The sequence below is a fragment of the Nonomuraea sp. NPDC049152 genome, assembly GCF_040648355.1.
Classification (GTDB): Bacteria; Actinomycetota; Actinomycetes; order Streptosporangiales; family Streptosporangiaceae; genus Nonomuraea.
The window spans coordinates 326,196-343,477 of the sequence record NZ_JBEZDO010000005.1; the positions used below are offsets into that span (position 1 = coordinate 326,196).

At 70.2% G+C, this 17,282-nt stretch carries 15 protein-coding genes; 11 read left to right on the plus strand and 4 right to left on the minus strand.

The window, feature by feature from the left end:
- Positions 1-106 precede the first annotated feature (106 nt).
- Entirely contained in the window at positions 107-508 is a 402-nt protein-coding gene (locus AB0B45_RS12770) for an NUDIX domain-containing protein (RefSeq protein ID WP_358129171.1), read from the minus strand.
- A 92-nt stretch (positions 509-600) separates the two neighbouring features.
- Positions 601-1,626: an ankyrin repeat domain-containing protein gene (locus AB0B45_RS12775; protein WP_358129173.1), complete on the minus strand. Its 1,026-nt coding sequence runs from the start codon at positions 1,624-1,626 to the stop codon at positions 601-603.
- Positions 1,627-1,932: 306 nt separating this feature from the next.
- Between AB0B45_RS12775 and AB0B45_RS12780 the strand changes: the two genes are divergently transcribed.
- The 4 genes from AB0B45_RS12780 (at position 1,933) to AB0B45_RS12795 (ending at position 6,122) form a co-directional block, all read left to right on the plus strand.
- Positions 1,933-2,919: an aldo/keto reductase gene (locus AB0B45_RS12780; RefSeq protein WP_358129176.1), complete on the plus strand. Its 987-nt coding sequence runs from the start codon at positions 1,933-1,935 to the stop codon at positions 2,917-2,919.
- 271 nt (positions 2,920-3,190) lie between these two features.
- Complete coding sequence (locus tag AB0B45_RS12785; RefSeq protein WP_358129178.1) at positions 3,191-3,601, plus strand: DUF3151 domain-containing protein; 411 nt, start codon at positions 3,191-3,193, stop codon at positions 3,599-3,601.
- Positions 3,602-3,698: 97 nt separating this feature from the next.
- The gene (locus AB0B45_RS12790; protein ID WP_358129181.1) at positions 3,699-4,982 is read left to right on the plus strand and encodes an adenylosuccinate synthase; all 1,284 of its coding nucleotides are present in this window, start codon (positions 3,699-3,701) and stop codon (positions 4,980-4,982) included.
- Positions 4,983-5,216: 234 nt separating this feature from the next.
- Positions 5,217-6,122, plus strand: coding sequence for a glycerophosphodiester phosphodiesterase family protein (locus AB0B45_RS12795; RefSeq protein ID WP_358129182.1), 906 nt, complete (start codon positions 5,217-5,219; stop codon positions 6,120-6,122).
- A 181-nt stretch (positions 6,123-6,303) separates the two neighbouring features.
- Here the strand turns inward: AB0B45_RS12795 and corA are convergent, their stop codons facing one another.
- Positions 6,304-7,368: a magnesium/cobalt transporter CorA gene (corA, locus tag AB0B45_RS12800; RefSeq protein WP_358129184.1), complete on the minus strand. Its 1,065-nt coding sequence runs from the start codon at positions 7,366-7,368 to the stop codon at positions 6,304-6,306.
- Positions 7,369-7,891: 523 nt separating this feature from the next.
- On the opposite strand from corA, the gene purD reads away from it, so the two are divergent.
- The 5 genes from purD to AB0B45_RS12825 all read left to right on the plus strand — a co-directional run bounded on the left by purD (position 7,892) and on the right by AB0B45_RS12825 (position 13,999).
- Positions 7,892-9,112, plus strand: coding sequence for a phosphoribosylamine--glycine ligase (gene purD / locus AB0B45_RS12805; RefSeq protein WP_358129186.1), 1,221 nt, complete (start codon positions 7,892-7,894; stop codon positions 9,110-9,112).
- On the plus strand, positions 9,109-9,945 hold the full coding sequence (locus AB0B45_RS12810) for a phosphoribosylaminoimidazolesuccinocarboxamide synthase (RefSeq protein ID WP_358129189.1): 837 nt from the start codon (positions 9,109-9,111) through the stop codon (positions 9,943-9,945). Before purD ends, AB0B45_RS12810 begins: the two co-directional genes overlap by 4 nt.
- Positions 9,946-10,045: 100 nt before the next feature.
- On the plus strand, positions 10,046-11,308 hold the full coding sequence (murA, locus tag AB0B45_RS12815; protein ID WP_358129192.1) for a UDP-N-acetylglucosamine 1-carboxyvinyltransferase: 1,263 nt from the start codon (positions 10,046-10,048) through the stop codon (positions 11,306-11,308).
- Between the two features lie 170 nt (positions 11,309-11,478).
- The gene (locus AB0B45_RS12820; protein ID WP_358129195.1) at positions 11,479-12,768 is read left to right on the plus strand and encodes a transcriptional regulator; all 1,290 of its coding nucleotides are present in this window, start codon (positions 11,479-11,481) and stop codon (positions 12,766-12,768) included.
- A 262-nt stretch (positions 12,769-13,030) separates the two neighbouring features.
- Positions 13,031-13,999 carry an EamA family transporter gene (locus AB0B45_RS12825; protein WP_358129198.1) on the plus strand — a complete coding sequence of 323 codons (969 nt, stop codon included), beginning with the start codon at positions 13,031-13,033 and terminating at the stop codon, positions 13,997-13,999.
- Here the strand turns inward: AB0B45_RS12825 and AB0B45_RS12830 are convergent.
- Positions 13,907-15,238: a glutamate-1-semialdehyde 2,1-aminomutase gene (locus tag AB0B45_RS12830; protein ID WP_358129201.1), complete on the minus strand. Its 1,332-nt coding sequence runs from the start codon at positions 15,236-15,238 to the stop codon at positions 13,907-13,909. The genes AB0B45_RS12825 and AB0B45_RS12830 overlap by 93 nt on opposite strands.
- A gap of 115 nt (positions 15,239-15,353) precedes the next feature.
- On the opposite strand from AB0B45_RS12830, the gene AB0B45_RS12835 reads away from it, so the two are divergent.
- Positions 15,354-16,196, plus strand: a complete 843-nt coding sequence (locus AB0B45_RS12835) for a fumarylacetoacetate hydrolase family protein (protein ID WP_358129204.1) — start codon at positions 15,354-15,356, stop codon at positions 16,194-16,196.
- Positions 16,197-16,205: 9 nt separating this feature from the next.
- Entirely contained in the window at positions 16,206-17,276 is a 1,071-nt protein-coding gene (locus AB0B45_RS12840; RefSeq protein WP_358129206.1) for an AraC family transcriptional regulator, read from the plus strand.
- Positions 17,277-17,282: the final 6 nt, after the last annotated feature.

A 17,282-nucleotide genomic window follows, 5' to 3' on the forward strand; every position in this document is an offset into this window, starting at 1 on the left:
GGGGCGGATAAATCGCCGCACTCTCGACATGCTTAGGACCATAACATCCGCGTACCCCGCGCGGACGCGGCTCACCGGCGCCACCGTCGCGCGGCGAAACCGCGGTTCAGTCCAGGAGGCCCGCCGCCTTGAGGTCATCGAAGATCAGCTGATCCACCGGGGAGATCCTGTCGCGGTCGGCGTACGTCAGCCACACGACCTCCTCGATCTCGCTGCTAGGGGCGAGCGTGCCCCGGTACTCGCCGCTGTAGCAGCTCATGCGGATCAGTACCCCGTCAGGATGACTGTCCGCCTGGGCCTCGTAGACACCGAGGTGGGCGATGGTGTCGGCCTGGATCGCGACGGTGAGCTCCTCCTCGATCTCCCGCAGCAGCGTCTCGGTGTCGGTCTCCCCCTCCTCCCGCTTGCCGCCGGGAATGTAGTAGGTGTCCTTACCACGGGAGCGCGTGCTCAGGATCTTGCCGCCTTCCAGCCGCACCCACGCCACCTTGTCGATGACCGCCGACATCGTGATACCTCCCGCGCCCAGGAGCCGTCTGACCCCACCGCACCATACCGACCATTGATCGATTTACGGGCGGGACGAGTGAAGGCACGGGATCAGCCGGACAGGTGCGTAACGGGCCGCAGGAGCGCCTCGACCGTTTCACGGTGCGGCCCCTGCCGTTCGTGCCCGCACCACTCCAGCGCGGTGCGCTGGTGGACAGAGTCCCGCAGGTCGGGGTCGGCGCCGCGCCGCAGCAGGTGCTCCACGGCGGCGGCTCGGCCGTTGACGGCGGCCAGGCGGAGCGCCTGACGCCGGTAGACGGCGTCCTCGGCGTCGACCGGGGTTCCCGCGTCCAGGAGCTGGTCGATGACGTCCAGCCGCTGATGGTCGGCGGCCATCACCAGCGCACGGACCCGGTCGTCGAGCGGGGTGCCGGGGCCCAGCCAGCCGGTGAGATCGCCGACCGCCGCCGCCTCACTGATGTCGTCAATCCGCGCGCCCGCCGCGCTGAGGACGTCGACCACCTCGGTCATGCCGAACACCGCGGCATGCGACAGCGCGGTGCCGCCGGGAACGCCGCCCGAGGTGGGGGCCGCGGTCGCGTCCAGGTCCGCTCCCGCCTCGATGAGCACGGCGGCCACCTCGGCGTCGCCGTAGCTGGCGGCGGTGATGAGCGGGGTCTCCCTGTCGCCCGGCTCGCCGTTCACCGGCGCGCCCGCCTGGATCAGCGCTCGGGCGACGGCGCCGGTGCCGGGCAGCGGCCCGCTCAGGCCGAGCCGACCCGCGTCGAAGCGCAGCATCGCGATGTAGCCGAGAGGGGAGGCTCCCGTGGGGTGGTCGCTCCAGTGGCGCATGCTCGTCCTGGCCAGCTCGGGCTGGTCGGCGAGCAGCGCGGCCAGGCGGGTCAGGTCCCTGTCGTTGAGGACGTCGCGTCGCTGAACCTCGGTCTTCAGCTTCGCCCAGCTGGCGAAGCCGTACTCGCGGGCGAGCGCCAACTGGGCGGCGGCCAGGGTCTGGCGCTGCGAGACCACGCTCACGCGCTCCCGCGCGGCGGGGTCGCCCGCTTTGGCCGCACGCAGCAGTTCCTTGGCCTGGCGACGCAGCTGGCTGAGATCAGGGCGCGCTGGAAGGTCGGACATGACGTCTCCCTCGTGAGCCTGCGGTCCGCGTTCCAGGCCGAAAGGAGATCGTCACCAAGGCGATCGGCTTGCGTCGAGGTGGACTCTGTCCTGCCCGCGGACCCGGGGGCACCCTCACGCGCCTACGACCACCATAGTCGTACGGCACCGGCGCCTCGAGCAGGGATCCGACGATCGCGGCGGCGGGCCCGAGCGCCTGGCGGCCCGCCGTACCGACGGCATGGGGGTTGACCTGGAGCGCGCTCCACCTTCCAGACTCCCGTGCAGGGGCCCGGAAAGAGCAGCGGGCCGGACTGGAGGGACGCCATGAAGTACCGCACCATCGGCACCGACCCGAAGACCCGCCGCCAGGTGAGCGCCCTCGCGTTCGGCGCGATGCTCCTCGGCTCGGTCACCGACGAGAAGACCTCCTTCGCCATCCTGGACCGTTACGTCGAGGCGGGCGGGACGTTCATCGACACCTCCGACAACTACGCGTTCTGGGTCGACGGCGGACAGGGCGGGCAGAGCGAGGAGTTGCTCGGCCGGTGGCGGCGCAGCCGCGGCGTCGGCGACGAGATCGTCATCGCCACCAAGCTCGGAGCGCGGCCGCTGGCCCCCGGCACCAGCTACGTCGACAACGCGGAGGGGCTGTCGGCGAAGGTGCTCAGGGAGTCCGCCGAGCGCAGCAGGGAACGGCTCGGCGTGGACAGGCTCGACCTCCTCTACGCGCACATCGAGGACCGCACCGTGCCGCTGCGCGAGACCGTCGAGGGCTTCGCCGAACTCGTGGCGGAGGGGACGGTCGGGCTGCTCGGGGTGAGCAACCACGCGATCTGGCGGGTGGAGCGGGCCCGCGCCATCGCCTCGGCGGCGGGGCTGCCCGGCTACGAGGTCCTGCAGTACCAGCACAGCCACCTGCGCCCGCGCTTCGACGTGCCCGAATCGATCTTCGAGGACGGCAGCCTCGGCCACGCGGGTGCGGAGCTGCTGAGCTACCTGCGCGCCGAGCCGGACCTGACCCTGGTCGCCTACTCGCCGCTGCTCGGCGGCGCGTACGCCAGGGCGGACAAGCCGCTGCCGCACGACTACGACCACCCAGGGACTCCCGCCAGGCTGGCGGTGCTGCGCGAGGTCGCGAACGAGACCGGTGCGACCGTGAACCAGGTGGTGCTGGCCTGGCAGATCGGCGGCAGGTTCCCGGTGATCCCGCTGGTGGGAGCGTCCTCGGTGGCGCAACTCGAGGAGAGCCTCGCCGCCGTCGACCTGGAACTCACCGAGGACCAGCGAGTACGGCTGGACGCGGCCCACTAGCCCGTCGGGCTGTGGTGCGGGATCCGGACGACCTCGAACGGCGTCTCGGAACGCTTCTTCACCCTCGACGACGTCCACCAAGCCTTCCTCAGCAGGTCGAACCAGCTTCACGACCGGGGGTGTGGGGGCCGGAAGGCCACTGCCAAGGGGGTCGGCTCCCCCGAAGGGCCGGCCCGAGCCCCGACGCGCGGAGCGCGCCATGGCGAAGGTCCTTGTACTGCGACGAAGATCTCCTAGCCACTTTCCCCGCTTGACGGGTATGACTTGTCCTATGGATAACCTTCTCGCCGGGCCGCCCCCGACCCTCCTGCCGGACCTGCCCGAGGCCCGGGAGGCGCTGGAATCCAGCGCCAAGGCGTCGGATGTGGCGGCGCGCTTCCCCGCCTACCCGGCGGCATGGGCCGCGCTCGCGGAGGAGTACTTCGCCAAGGGCCACGCCGTGACCTCCTACGCCTTCGCCCGTACCGGCTACCACCGGGGGCTCGACCAGCTGCGTCGTAGCGGATGGAAGGGGCACGGGCCGATCCCGTGGGAGCACGAACCCAACCGTGGCTTCCTGCGCTGCCTCTACTCGCTGTCCAGGGCCGCCCAGGCGATCGGTGAGAAGGACGAGGCCGAGCGGTGCATGCAGTTCCTGAAGGACAGCAGCGCCGAGGCCTATGACGCGCTCGCCAAGAGCTAGCTCTTGGGACGATTGGGCATACTCGGGTAGTCTCTCCACGCAAGAGCCCCTGTCGCACTTGCGTCAGGGGTTTTCGTTTTGCTCGGGAGAGATAACCATGCCGGCTGTCGTTGTCTTGGGCGCCCAGTGGGGCGATGAGGGCAAGGGGAAGGCCACCGACCTGCTGGGCGGGGCCGTCGACTACGTGGTCCGCTATCAGGGCGGTAACAACGCGGGGCACACGATCGTCATCGGCGACGAGAAGTACGCCCTTCACCTCGTACCCACCGGCATCCTGTCGCCCGACGTGGTTCCCGTGATCGGCAACGGCGTGGTGATCGACCCTGGCGTGCTGCTGTCCGAACTGGACGCCCTGGCCGAGCGAGGGATCTCCGCCGAACGCCTGCTGATCTCGGCGAACGCCCACCTGATCATGCCGCACCACAAGGCGCTCGACAAGGTGACCGAGCGCTACCTCGGCAAGGCGAAGATCGGCACGACGGGGCGCGGCATCGGTCCCGCCTACGGCGACAAGATCTACCGCATGGGCATCCGCGTGCAGGACCTGCTCGACCCCGGCATCCTCGCGCAGAAGATCGAGGCGGTGCTCGGCGAGAAGAACCAGGTGCTGACCAAGGTCTACAACCGGCGCGGCATCGACGGGCAGAAGGTGCTGGAGGAGTACCTCGGCTACGCCGAGCGGCTCAAGCCGCACATCGCCGACACCTCGCTGGTGCTGAAGCGGGCGCTGGACGAGGACAAGTTCGTGCTGCTCGAGGGCGGCCAGGGCACGCTGCTCGACATCGACCACGGCACCTACCCGTTCGTCACGTCGTCCTCGCCGACCAGCGGCGGGGCGTGCGCGGGCGCGGGTATCCCGCCGAACCGGCTCACGCGCGTGATCGGCATCCTGAAGGCGTACACGACGCGCGTCGGCTCGGGCCCGTTCCCGACGGAGCTGACCGACGAGATGGGCGACTGGCTGCGCACGACGGGCGGCGAGTACGGCGTGACGACGGGACGCAACCGCCGCTGCGGCTGGTTCGACGCGGTCATCGCGCGCTACGCCACGAGGATCAACGGCGTCACCGACTTCTTCCTCACCAAGCTGGACGTGCTGTCCGGGCTGGAGCGGATCCCGGTGTGCGTGGGCTACGACGTCGAAGGGGTGCGGCATGACGAGATCCCGATGACGCAGACGGAGTTCCACCACGCGACGCCGATCTACGAGGAGTTCCCCGGCTGGCAGGAGGACATCTCGAAGGCCCGCTCCTTCGAGGACCTGCCGCCGAACGCCCAGGCGTACGTGCGGACGCTGGAGGAGCTGAGCGAGTCGCGCATCTCGGCGATCGGCGTCGGCCCGGGCCGCGACCAGACGATCGAGCTCCACTCCTTGGTCTGACCTGCCCGGACGTCGGGTTCTCGGTGCGCGGGGGCCCGGCGTCGACCATCCAGTACGGCAAGCAGGGCCAAGCCCACCGTGGTCACCGGCCGGTGACCACGGTGGGCTTTCCCGTGCGGTAGCCGTACAACACGGGGAGCGAACGACCCGCCGGATGGAAGCGGAGAGACCTGGACAAACAGCTACCGGCGTGGCTGGTGCGTCAACGCGGCGGACGGGCGGTAGGGTCCCGGTGTGCATGCCGAAATTCACGGTCACCGAGGTGCGAGAGGCCTCTGGCCCGAGAACACCCTGCCCGGGTTGAGCCGTGCCATGGAGCTCGGCGTCCATGCGCTGGAGCTCGATGTCGCGCTCACCGCGGACGGCCGCATGGTGCTCACGCACGACCTCACCGTCTCCGCGGTGACGAGCGCGGACACGCGGCCGCTGACCGCGCAGGACCCGATGTTCCCCTACGTGGGCAAGCCGATCAACGCGCTCACGCACGCCCAGCTGCGCATGCTGGACGTGGGGGTCCGGCTGCCGCGACATCCTGACGACCCGTTCGCGCTCAGCCAGAAGCCCATGCCGGAGACGCGCATGCCGACGCTCGGCGCGGTGCTCGGGCTGGTGAACGCCTACGACGCCGATTCGGTGCGGCTGCACGTCGAGCTGAAGTCCGATCCGACGAGGCCGGAGCTGACGGCGGATCCGCTGGAGTTCACCGAGGCCGTGGTGGCCGAGCTCGACAGGCACGGCAGGCTCGGCAACGCGGCCATCCTCAGCTTCGACTGGCGCGTCATCGGGCACGCGGCCAAGCTGGCGCCGGACACCGGGCGGTTCGCGCTGATCGAGCCCGACACGCTGCACTGGCACGACGACCTCGGCGACGACATTCCCGCCGCGGCGCGTGCAGCCGGCGCCACGACGCTGTCGCCCGAGCACGTGATGGTGGACGAGGCCCTGATGGCGCAGGCGGCGGCGGCCGGGCTGACCGTCGCGGTGTGGACGGTGAACGACGCGGCGACGGCCGCGCGGATGCTCGACCTGGGCGTCACGGGCATCGTGACCGACTATCCGGACCGGATGCGGCAGGTGTGGGAGGAACGCGGGCTCGCTCTGCCCCGGCCCGTGGGCCCGCTCAAGCCGGTCGGCGTCTGACCTCGGCCACACGACGGCCGGTCGGCGTCTGGCCTCGGTCACACGACGGCCGGAGGGCGGCCTGACCCCGCGACGGCGGCCTCTGGAGCGGGGCGGTGGACGCGCGGGTCCTCCCGGGTGGTTCTGGGAGCCTCAGCGAGGGATGCGGCCCCTTCTGGGGCGCCCAGGGGCGCCCGACATCTCAGAGCCAGCCGTTACGGCGGAAGCCGCGGTAGAGCAGCGTGCACGCGGTGATCATGACGGCCAGCACCGCCGGGTACCCCCAGGTCTGCTTGGTCTCCGGCATGAAGTCGAAGTTCATGCCGTAGACACCCGCGATCATGGTGGGCACGGTCAGAATGGCCACCCACGACGAGATCTTGCGCATGTCCTCGTTGGCGAGGGTGTTGGAGCGGGCGAGCGCCGCCTGCAGGATCGAGTTCGCGAGCTCGTTGGACGACTCGACCTGCTCGCACACCCTGGCCAGGTGGTCGCTGACGTCACGGAAGTACTCGCGCATCTCGCTCGGGATGATGCGGCGCTGGGGCAGGGAGGCCATGGGGGCCTGGAGCGGGGTGACGGCGCGCTTCATCTCCAGCATCTCCCGCTTGAGCTGGTAGATGCGGTTGATGTCGCGGGAGCTGACGTCGGCGAAGACGGTGGCCTCGACCTCTTCGAGTTCGAGCTGCATGAGGTCGGCGACCTGGAGGTAGCGGTCGACGACGTGGTCGGAGATCGCGTGCAGCACGCCGGTGGGCCCGCGGTTGATCAGCTTGGGCTTGTCCTCGAGCTTCTCGCGCACCTCGGTGAGGGGGCAGTGGCGCCCGTGCCGTACGGTCACCACGAAGTCGGCGCCGAGGAACACCATGATCTCGCCGGTGGCGATGATCTCGCTGGTCGCGGTGAGCTCGTCGTGGTCGAGGTAGGCGGCGGTCTTCAGCACCATGAACAACGAGTCGCCGTAACGCTCGATCTTGGGACGCTGGTGGGCCTTGACCGCGTCCTCCACCGAGAGCGGGTGCAGGCCGAACACCTCGGCCAGCCACTCGACCTCGGGCGCCTCCGGCTCGTGGAGGCCGACCCAGACGAAGGCCTTGGCGCCTTCGTTGTCGAGGTTGTGCTCGCGCACCAGCTTGAGCGACTCGACGATGCCGTCGGCGCAGATCTTCTTGCCGTTGATGTAGGCGCCGTACTCGACGAGGGAGTCGACCGGCGGCACGCATTCACCCATCGTCTTGGTCAGCTGACGGGCGGTGTGCACGGGCACGGGGTGACGGTTGATGCGACGGAAAATGGTGGACGAGCGCATGGCAGTCCCTTCCCGCCCGACCTGGCACGGTCCACGCAGGACGAAAGATCACCTCAATCTGGAGATGCGTGGAGGCACGATCAGGCTGCCGAATTGGAGTGGTCGGGGGTGCGCACGATGATCGTGCGCAGGCGAGTACCGCTGGGATCACCAGGATTCATCCCGGACCACCTCCAATCACTCAAGACGCCGCAAAGCCGACCCAACCTACCACAGGCTGGGGAACCCCCCACACCCTACTCGTTGCCGGGCCTACCGATCACGTAGAACCTCACAAAGATTCCTCCCGATTCCCGCACATCTCCTTCCGGACGTTCGCTGACCTCGTACGGCACGCACGGCAACGCGCCTCCGCCGGCGCGTGGTCCAGCCCGTCGAAGGGACGCTCCTCTCGCGCGGCCGGCGGGCCCGCCGAACGGCGCCCCTGCCGCGGCCCGCACGCGGGTGAGAACGGCGGCGTGCGAGCTGGGAGAATGGGCGGGTGCGCGTTCTTGTGATTGGATCCGGCGGGCGGGAACACGCCCTGTGCCGCTCGCTCAAACTCGACCCCCAGGTCTCCGAACTCCACTGTGCGCCCGGCAACGCCGGCATCGCGGAGATCGCGACCCTGCACGATGTCGTCCCCACCGACCCCCGGCAGGTCGCGGAGCTGGCCGGGAGGCTGGGCGCCGACCTGGTCGTCGTCGGCCCCGAGGCGCCGCTGGTGGCGGGCGTGGCCGACGCGGTGCGGGCCGGCGGAATCCCGTGCTTCGGCCCCGGGCGCCAGGCGGCGATGCTCGAGGGCTCCAAGGCGTTCGCCAAGGACATCATGAACGCGGCCGGCGTTCCCACCGCGAGGTCGCGCACCTGCACGACGCGCGAGGAGGCCAGGCGGGCGCTGGAGGAGTTCGGCGCGCCGTACGTGGTCAAGGACGACGGGCTGGCGGCCGGCAAGGGCGTCGTCGTCACCGGCGACCTGGACACGGCGCTGGAGCACGCGGAGGCGTGCGAGCGGGTGGTGATCGAGGAGTTCCTCGACGGCCCCGAGGTGTCGCTGTTCGCGCTCTGCGACGGTTCGACCGCGGTGGCGCTGCAGCCTGCGCAGGACTTCAAGCGCGCCTACGACGGCGACGAGGGCCCCAACACCGGCGGCATGGGCGCCTACACGCCGCTGCCGTGGGCGCCCGACGGACTGTCGGAGCAGGTGATGCGCGAGGTCGTGCATCCGACGGTGGACGAGCTCGCGCGGCGCGGCCTGCCGTACAACGGGGTGCTGTACGTCGGTCTGGCGCTGACCTCGAAGGGACCGAAGGTCATCGAGTTCAACGCGCGGTTCGGCGACCCGGAGACGCAGGTGGTGCTCGACCGCCTGGAGACGCCGCTGGCGGGCGTGCTGATGGCGTGCGCGACGGGTGCGCTGGCGCACCAGCCGCCGCTGACCTACCGCGAGGGTTCGGCGGTGGCCGTGGTGGTCGCGGCGGAGAACTATCCGGCCGACCCGGTGAAGGGCGACGTGATCACCGGCCTGGAGCCGACCGAGCACGCCTACGTCCTGCACGCCGGCACGGCGGCGAAGGAGGGGCGGACGGTCTCCGCGGGCGGCAGGGTGCTGGCCGTGGTGGGCACGGGGCCTGACCAGGAGAGCGCCAGGAACAACGCCTACGAGCTGGTCGGCAGGGTCCGGCTGCGCGGCTCCCACCACAGGACGGACATCGCCCGATGAAGCACCTCCATTCCGGCAAGGTTCGCGACCTCTACGAGACCGACGAGGGTCTGCTGCTGATGGTCGCCTCCGACCGGCTCTCGGCCTTCGACTACGTGCTCCAGCCCGACATCCCCGACAAGGGGGCGATCCTCACGCAGCTGTCGCTGTGGTGGTTCGAGCAGCTGAAGGACATCGTCCCCAACCACCTGGCGGGCTCCGCGCCCGACGCGCGCAGCATGGTGTGCAGGCCGCTGCGGATGGTGCCCGTGGAGTGCGTGGCGCGCGGGTACCTGGCGGGAGGGGGGCTGGCCGAGTACCGCCGCGACGGTGCGGTCTCCGGCGTACGGCTGCCGCAGGGCCTCGAGGACGGCTCGCGGCTCCCCGAGCCGGCCTTCACACCGTCCACGAAGGCCCCGCTCGGCGAGCACGACGAGCCGATCTCCTTCGACGAGGTGGTCGCGCAGGTGGGCGAGGAGACCGCCGGCGAGCTCCGCAGGATCACGCTCGCCGTCTACGCCAGGGGCGCGGAGATCGCCCGCGAGCGCGGCATCATCCTCGCCGACACCAAGATCGAGCTCGGTTGGGATTCCAACGGAGTTCTGACGCTGGGCGACGAGGTCCTCACTCCCGACTCCTCGCGCTTCTGGCCGCTCGACGAGTGGGAGCCAGGTCACGCGCAACCCTCTTTCGATAAGCAATATGTCCGCGATTGGCTGACATCGCCGGAATCGGGATGGGACAAATCCTCAGGAGAAGCACCGCCTCCTCTTCCTGACGAAGTGGTCGAACGGACCCGCCAGCGCTATGTCGAGGCGTACGAACGCCTCACAGGACACTCCTTTACCGGGTAGTCACGGGGCGAATCGGCCGGGTCAGCCGTCCGCAACGGCTACTGTGGGCGCGTCCGAATCACTTTTAGCGAGATCTTTTACCGAGGGAGAGCGGAAGCGAATGGTCCGTTACCGCGTGCGCGGTGGCAACGCACTGCGTGGAACCGCGTTCATCCAGGGCGCGAAGAACGCCGTGCTGCCCATGATCGGGGCCGCTCTGCTCGCGGCCAAGGGCCGTACGGTCCTGCGCAACGTCCCGATCATCGAGGACGTGCGGCGCGCGGTCGAACTGGCCCAGTCCATCGGCGCGCACGTGGAGCTCCACGAGTCCGAGCGCACGCTGGTCATCGACGCCTCCAGGCTGACCAGCCCGATACTGCCGGCCGAGATCGCCAGGCGCTTCCGCGGTTCGGTGCTGTTCACCCCCGCGCTGCTCCACCGCCTGGGCGAGGCCGTGGTCGAGGGCGTCGGCGGCTGCAATCTGGGCAGCCGCAACCTCGACTTCCACTACCTCGGCTACAAGCGCCTGGGCGCGATCGTCGACGAGAGCGAGACCGTCATCCACGTCAAGTCCTCAGGACTGACGGGCGCGACCCTCTACCTCGACACCCCCTCCCACACCGGCACCGAGAACCTCATCATGGCCGCCGCCCTGGCCAGCGGCACGACCGTGATCGAGAACGCCGCGCTCGAGCCCGAGGTGCTCGACGTCATCGACATGCTCACGAAGATGGGCGCGAAGATCAGCGGTGGCGGCACGGGGTTCATCACCGTCGAGGGCGTCACCGAGCTGCACGCGGTCGAGCACACCGTGATGCCCGACCGGCTCGACGCGGGCGTGTTCGCCATGGCCGCGGCCATCACCGGCGGCGAGCTGAACCTCGTCGGCACCGGCCTCGACCTGGGCGTGGTCCGCTACAAGCTGGAGCAGATGGGCGGGGAGTTCGCCACGCAGGGGGCGGTGCTCAACGTCCGCTGCCACAGCAGCCCGCTGAAGCCGATCAACGTCATCACCGACACCTACCCCGGCTTCGCCACCGACCTGCAGTCGCCGATGATGACCGTGGCGTGCTTCGCCGACGGCATCAGCTACATCCACGAGCGGATCTTCGACGGCAGGTTCGCGCTGGCCGGAGAGCTCAACAAGATGGGCGCCGACGTCAGGGTCAAGGACAACGCGGCCACCGTCCACGGTCACACCCCGCTCAAAGGCACCGAGGTGACGGCCCACGATCTCCGTTCGGGAATCGCACTCGTTCTGGCCGGGCTGGCGGCCGAAGGAGAGACCGTCATCGAGTCGGGCTATCTGATCGATCGCGGTCATGCCCATCTCGCCGAGCGAATGCGGGCGTTGGGCGCGGATATTATCCGCGAAGTTCCTTAGGGCTGAGCTGGTGAAACGCTTTCCAGGGTGACTTTCTGGAAAATTTGGGCGTGACATTATGGCCCTCGCGAGCGATCGTTCCAAAAGAGAGCACTGCAATGGACGGCAGGATGGGACGAACATTGGTCGAGCGGACCGAAGAGCCTCCCCGAGTATCACGCCCGGGCGCCATGACACCGGATCTCACGATCGGTGTGGTCGGACCTCACGATTTGGTCGAGCGTGTGATGCTGATGGGCCATGCCGCGGCGCCCCTGCCCTGTCGCCTCGTGGCCGCCGCATACCGCGACGAGCAGGAGGCGGCGGACAAGGTCACCAGGCTCGGGCCGGGAGTGGACGCGTGTCTTTTCGCCAGCCCGGTCCCCTATGACCTGGCAAGGCGGTCAGGGGTGCTGACGATGCCGGCGACGTATGTCCAGCTCGGCGGCGCCGCGCTGGTCGCGGCGCTGGCGAAGGCGGCCATAGACCCGCGGCTCGACCCGCAACGGGTGAGCATCGACGTGGTGTCACGTGCCGACGTCGAGGAGGCCTACACCGATCTGGGCATCCCGGCGACGGACGTGCACAGCCGCGACGAGCCGGGCGCGACAGGCACGATCGCGGCCTACCACGAGAGGCTGGCAAGGCAGGGCGCGACCACGGGGGCGCTGACGTGTCTCCCCGCGGTCGCGGACAGGCTGCACACCGCGGGCGTGCCCGTGATAAGGATCAGACCCACGTCGGCGGCCGTGCGAACGGCGCTGCATACCGCGGCGCTGCTCGGCGCCCACCACAGATTGGAGGAGTCACAACTCACAGTTGTCCTGGTCGAGGTGCCGACGCTGCGGGAGCCCGTGCGCAGGGCCGCACCCCGCTACTGGCGCGACGAGCTGCGCCTGTCGCTGCACCGGCTGCTGGTCCAGGAGGCCAACAGGATCAATGCCACCGTCTGGCCCATCGACGACCACAGCTACCTGGTCACCGCCACTCGCGGATCGATCGCGTCCGCGACCGACGGCTTCAGGGTGCTGCCGTTCGCCGCCAGGGTCCGCGACGAGCTCGGCCTGGCGGTCGAGGTGGGCGTGGGCATGGGCCGTACGACACATGACGCCGAATCCCATGCGCGTGCCGCGCTGGCCCGCTCGCAGGCGGGCAAGCAGGCGCAGGGGTTCGCGGTCGATCGCGAGGGGAGGGCGCTGATCCCGGCGCCGAGGATGCCTCCTCAGGGGTCGACGCCGCTCAAGCCGAAGGGCATCGAGGTGCTCGCCAGGCTGGCGGCGAAGCTGGAGGGCGGCGACACGGTTGTGGACGCCGAGGGGGCGGGAAAGATGCTCGGGGTCACCCCGCGCACCGCTCGGCGGTTGCTGCGCACGCTGGTTGACGAGGGACTCGCGTGGCCGCTTCCGCCGAACCGCACGCCTCAGCCTGGCCGCCCGCGCCAGCTGTATCGGTTGATCGTGGAGAAGCTCGGCCCACGCTGATCGACTCCACCAGTCCGGTCCGTCGCCCCACCTTCCCCCTTCCCAGGGGCGGCGGACCCCGCGCTTCTCTGAATGCTGTACGGCAAGCCCCGCCCCGCGCCATCCTCGGCGCGGGGCGGGCGTCTGTCCAGGGATACGCGTCACCGGGAGCGCGGGGCCGGGGTGTCCGACGGAAGGCCACCACGGCCCGCTCCGGCAGCGCGTCCACTATCGGGGGGCTGGCCGTACCAGATCACATGTCAGGTGGTTATTGTCAGTAGCTATGGGACAGAACACCACTGACAATCGGCTACTCGTCTGGGTGGCGCTGGGCATCGTCTACGTGGTGTGGGGGTCGACCTATCTCGGCATCGCGATCGCCGTGGAGACCATCCCTCCCATGCTGAGCGGGGCCATGCGGTTCGTCACCGCCGGCATCCTGCTGGGCGGGTTCCTGCTGGCCAAGAACGGGACCGCGGCGTTCAGGATGACCCGCAGGGAGTTCGTCGGCGCGGCCGTCGCGGGGTTGTTGCTGCTGACGCTGGGCAACGGCCTGCTGGCGGTCGCCGAGCAGCACATCTCCACCGGCTTGGCGGCGCTGCTGGTCGCCTCCGTGCCGCTGTGGCTGGTGATGTTCAGGTTCGTGGTCAGGGATCGGCCCAAGACGCTCACCCTGGCGGGCGTGCTGGTCGGGCTCGCCGGCGTGGCGGCGCTGTCGCTGACCGGCGGCCAGGGGGCGAACTCGACGACGGGCATCATCGTGGTGCTGATCGGCTCGCTGTCGTGGGCGGTGGGGTCCTTCCTGTCGAGCAGGATCTCGATGCCGTCGAACCCGTTCGCCGCCAGCACGATCGAGATGCTCGTCGGCGGCGTGGGGCTCGTGGTGCTCGGCGCCGGTCTCGGCGAGCGGTTCGACCTGGCGGCGGTCTCCGGACGGTCGTGGGCGGGGCTCGCGTACCTGATCCTGGTGGGGTCGCTGGTCGGGTTCACCTCGTTCGTCTGGCTGCTGGGGAACGCGCCGATCTCCCTGGTGTCGACCTACGCGTACGTCAACCCCGCGGTGGCGGTCGCCCTTGGCGCGCTCGTGCTGAGCGAGCCCGTGACCCTGCGGATCCTGGGCGGCGGGCTCGTCATCCTCATCGGGGTCGCGCTGGTGATCTCAACCGAGCGGAAGCGTCCGCAGAGCGTCGGCGAAAGCCTCGACAGTGGCGGCGATGTCCGCCTCGGTGTGGGCGGTGGACAGGAACCATAGCCCTCTCGGCACCATGTTGACGCCCCGCTCCAGCAGCGCGGCGTGCAGCAGCGCCATCCTCGCGCGGTCGGTACGGGCGAAGTCGCGGTAGTCCCGCACGGACTCCGCCTCGGTGAAGTACGTCTGGAAGACCGGCCCTGGGCCGTCCACGAGCATCGGGACGCCCGCCTTGGCCGCGGCCTCGCGCAGGCCCTCCATGAGCGCCCTGCCGCGGGCGTAGAGGGTGCCGTAGACCTCCTCCCTGCGCTCGTCCAGGACGCGCAGCGTGGCCTCGGCGGCGGCGATGCCGACGGGCTGGGAGTTGAACGTCCCCGCGTGCGCGACCTTGCCCGCGGAGATCGTGTCCATCACCTCGGCGCGGCCGGCGAGCGCGGAGACCTGCATCCCGCCCGCCATGGCCTTACCGAAGATCGACAGGTCGGGCGTGACGCCGAGGTGCTCCTGCGCGCCGCCGGGGGCCAGGCGGAACCCGGTGATGATCTCGTCGAAGATCAGCAGGCTGCCGTGGCTGTCGCACAGCTCGCGTACGGCCCGCAGGTAGCCGGGGTCGGGCTCGATGGCGCCCGTGTTGCACAGGACGGGTTCGGCGACGACGCCCGCGATCTCCCCCCGATGCCACTCCATGAGGCGGGCCAGGGCGTCCAGGTCGTTCCACGGGGCGATGACGAGGTCGGCGGCGGGCGGCTGGCCTGCCGTACCGGGGACGGCGAAGGGGGCGTCGGCGGGGCCCGCGGCGTCCACGGACGGGTGGACGCTGTAGAGGACGGGGTCGAGCCAGCCGTGGTAGTGGCCCTCGAACTTGAGGATCTTGGGGCGGCCCGTGTGGCCGCGCGCCAGCCGCCAGGCGGCGTGCGCCGCCTCCGAGCCGACGGTGTTGAAGCGGACCCGCTCGGCCGACGGCACCATCGCGCACAGCCGTTCGGCCACGCGCGCCTCCGCGGCGTGCTGGGCGGAGTAGACGATGCCGCGCGCCACCTGCGCGGTGACCGCCTCGACCACCTCGGGTGGGCAGTGGCCGAGGAGGGCGGGCCCCTGGCCGAGGACGTAGTCGAGGTAGACGTTGCCGTCCACGTCCCACAGACGCGCGCCCTGCGCCCTGTCGACGTAGAGGGGCACGCCTGCCGTAGACGAAGTTGAGGAGCCTGCGACGATACGGCGGGCGTCGCTGGAGACGCCGCCCGCGATGAAGCGCTTGGCGTGGGCGTAGAGGTCGCGGCTGACGTCCAGGGAGCGGGTCATGGCGACCATCAAAAGGCGGCCCTTCCCTCGGCGACAAGCAGGAGGGCAAGAAGTGGGTCGTGAGCGCAAATTTCGGTGCTTGTGAGCCTTCGGGAGCGCTGATGGGCTTGCTGCCATGTTCCTTGGACGCATCAGGCGGAGCGCCTCCGCCCCGGTCGAGCTGGTGGCCCTGCGCGGCGGCGCGCTGGTCAGCCTGGCCGACCTCGGCACCGACGACCCCGTGGCCCTGCTGAACTCCCACGGCCTCGAGCGCCTCACCGAGGAGGTGTCCAGGCGCAGACCCGTTCTGGACGAGGCCGAGGTGCTGTTCGAGCCGCCGGTGGCCACCTGCACGAAGATCTGCTGCCTGGCGTTGAACTATGTCGCGCACGCCGAGGAGAGCGGCATGGAGGTGCCGCCCGAGCCCGTGCTGTTCTTCAAGCCGCCGTCCGCGCTGACCGGGCACAACCGGCCGGTGGTCGCCCCTGCGCGGACCGGGCACCTGGAGCACGAGGTGGAGCTGGCCGTGGTGATCGGCAAGGTCACCAGGGACCTGCCCGCCGAGCGCTGGAGCGAGGCGGTGGCCGGGTACACGGTCCTCAACGACATGACCGCGCGTGACCTGCAGCTGGCCTACATCTCGCGGAACGTGCCGTGGGACCAGTCGAAGGGCTTCGACACGTTCGCGCCCGCCGGGCCTTACCTCGCCACGGTGGACGAGGTGCCGGACCCCCAGTCGCTGGAGCTCACGCTGGAGGTGGACGGCGAGGTCAGGCAGCGGGCCAACACCAAGCAAATGGTGTTCGGCATCCCCCGGCTGATCGCCGACCTGTCGGACGGCATGACGCTGATGCCCGGCGACCTCATCGCGACCGGCACCATCGCGGGGATCGCCCCGCTCAAGGACGGCGACACGATGCGGGCCACGGTGGCAGGCGTGGGCACGCTCGTGAATACGGTCAAATTTCGGTCCGCCTAAAGTGGAGGCATGAGCTATGCCGTCGCCGCGCTGGTGGACATCGATGACTTCGTCGCCTCCTCGCAGGTGCAGGGGCAGGTGTGGGCGCGCCGTCAGCTCCAGCGCGCCGACCGGGCCGTGCACGCCGCCACCGCGGGACGTCCGGGCGTGACCTGCCGTCCGCAGCCGCCCGAGGAGTGGCTGGTGCTGCTGACGGGCGCCGACCCCGACGCGCTGATGTCGGAGGCGGCGGCGCTGGCGGAGGAGGTGCGGGCGCGGATCGTCCGCGAGACGGCGTGGACGGCCACGGTCAGCCTCGGCGTCCCCAGCCTCGCCCACGGGGAGGCCGAGCGGGAGGCTCGAAGGGCCAACGACTACAAGCTCGTGCTCGGCGGGGACCGGGTGATCGCGGTCCGGATCGACCCTCCTGCGCGGGTCGAGCCTCCTGTGCGGATCGAGGAGGAGCTGATCAGGCGGGTGAGGGCGGGCGACCGCAATGGCGCGGCGGGTCTGCTGGCCGGATGGGTGGACAGGTGCGCGGCCGAGCGGGACGCCGACCCGAGGACGCTGCGCAACTGGCTCATCGGCCAGCTGCTGTTCGTCGTCGACACGGTCAACAGCTCACGCCTGGCCGACGGGTCGACCGACTGGGTGGAGGCGTGCGCCCGGCTGCCGATCGAGGACATCGTCACGGTCGGCGACATCCACGAGCGCTCCTACCTGCACATCTGGCTGCGGGACACGCTCGCCAGGCTGATGCCGCCGCCACCGCGCACCGACATCCTGGCGATGGCCGAGACGTACCTGGCCGAGCACTACGCCGACCCGGGGCTGCGGCTCGCGACCGTCGCCGAGGCGGTGTGCGCGAGCCCGTTCTACATCTCGCACCTGTTCGCCGAGGAGCGGCGCACGACGTTCCTGCGCCACCTGACGGGGCTGCGACTGCGGCACGCCAGGAGGCTGCTCACCACCTCGACACTGCCCATCGACGTGATCGCGGAGCGGTCCGGATATCCGAGCGCGAAGGCGCTGCGCGGCGCCTTCCGCAGGCACGTCGGCTGTTCACCCACCGAGTACCGGCGCGCCGGTATCCGCCACTGAGGAGGG

What these genes read in the sequence shown, in the direction of transcription:
- AB0B45_RS12780 (WP_358129176.1), top strand. Translation starts at nt 1,933, where the DNA reads ATGAAGTACCGCACCATCGGCACCGACCCGAAGACCCGCCGCCAGGTG.
- AB0B45_RS12785 (WP_358129178.1), top strand. Translation starts at nt 3,191, where the DNA reads ATGGATAACCTTCTCGCCGGGCCGCCCCCGACCCTCCTGCCGGACCTG.
- AB0B45_RS12820 (WP_358129195.1), top strand. Translation starts at nt 11,479, where the DNA reads ATGACACCGGATCTCACGATCGGTGTGGTCGGACCTCACGATTTGGTC.
- AB0B45_RS12840 (WP_358129206.1), top strand. Translation starts at nt 16,206, where the DNA reads ATGAGCTATGCCGTCGCCGCGCTGGTGGACATCGATGACTTCGTCGCC.
- murA (WP_358129192.1), top strand. Translation starts at nt 10,046, where the DNA reads ATGGTCCGTTACCGCGTGCGCGGTGGCAACGCACTGCGTGGAACCGCG.
- AB0B45_RS12810 (WP_358129189.1), top strand. Translation starts at nt 9,109, where the DNA reads ATGAAGCACCTCCATTCCGGCAAGGTTCGCGACCTCTACGAGACCGAC.
- AB0B45_RS12835 (WP_358129204.1), top strand. Translation starts at nt 15,354, where the DNA reads ATGTTCCTTGGACGCATCAGGCGGAGCGCCTCCGCCCCGGTCGAGCTG.
- AB0B45_RS12825 (WP_358129198.1), top strand. Translation starts at nt 13,031, where the DNA reads ATGGGACAGAACACCACTGACAATCGGCTACTCGTCTGGGTGGCGCTG.
- AB0B45_RS12770 (WP_358129171.1), bottom strand. Translation starts at nt 508, where the DNA reads ATGTCGGCGGTCATCGACAAGGTGGCGTGGGTGCGGCTGGAAGGCGGC.
- AB0B45_RS12790 (WP_358129181.1), top strand. Translation starts at nt 3,699, where the DNA reads ATGCCGGCTGTCGTTGTCTTGGGCGCCCAGTGGGGCGATGAGGGCAAG.
- AB0B45_RS12775 (WP_358129173.1), bottom strand. Translation starts at nt 1,626, where the DNA reads ATGTCCGACCTTCCAGCGCGCCCTGATCTCAGCCAGCTGCGTCGCCAG.
- AB0B45_RS12830 (WP_358129201.1), bottom strand. Translation starts at nt 15,238, where the DNA reads ATGACCCGCTCCCTGGACGTCAGCCGCGACCTCTACGCCCACGCCAAG.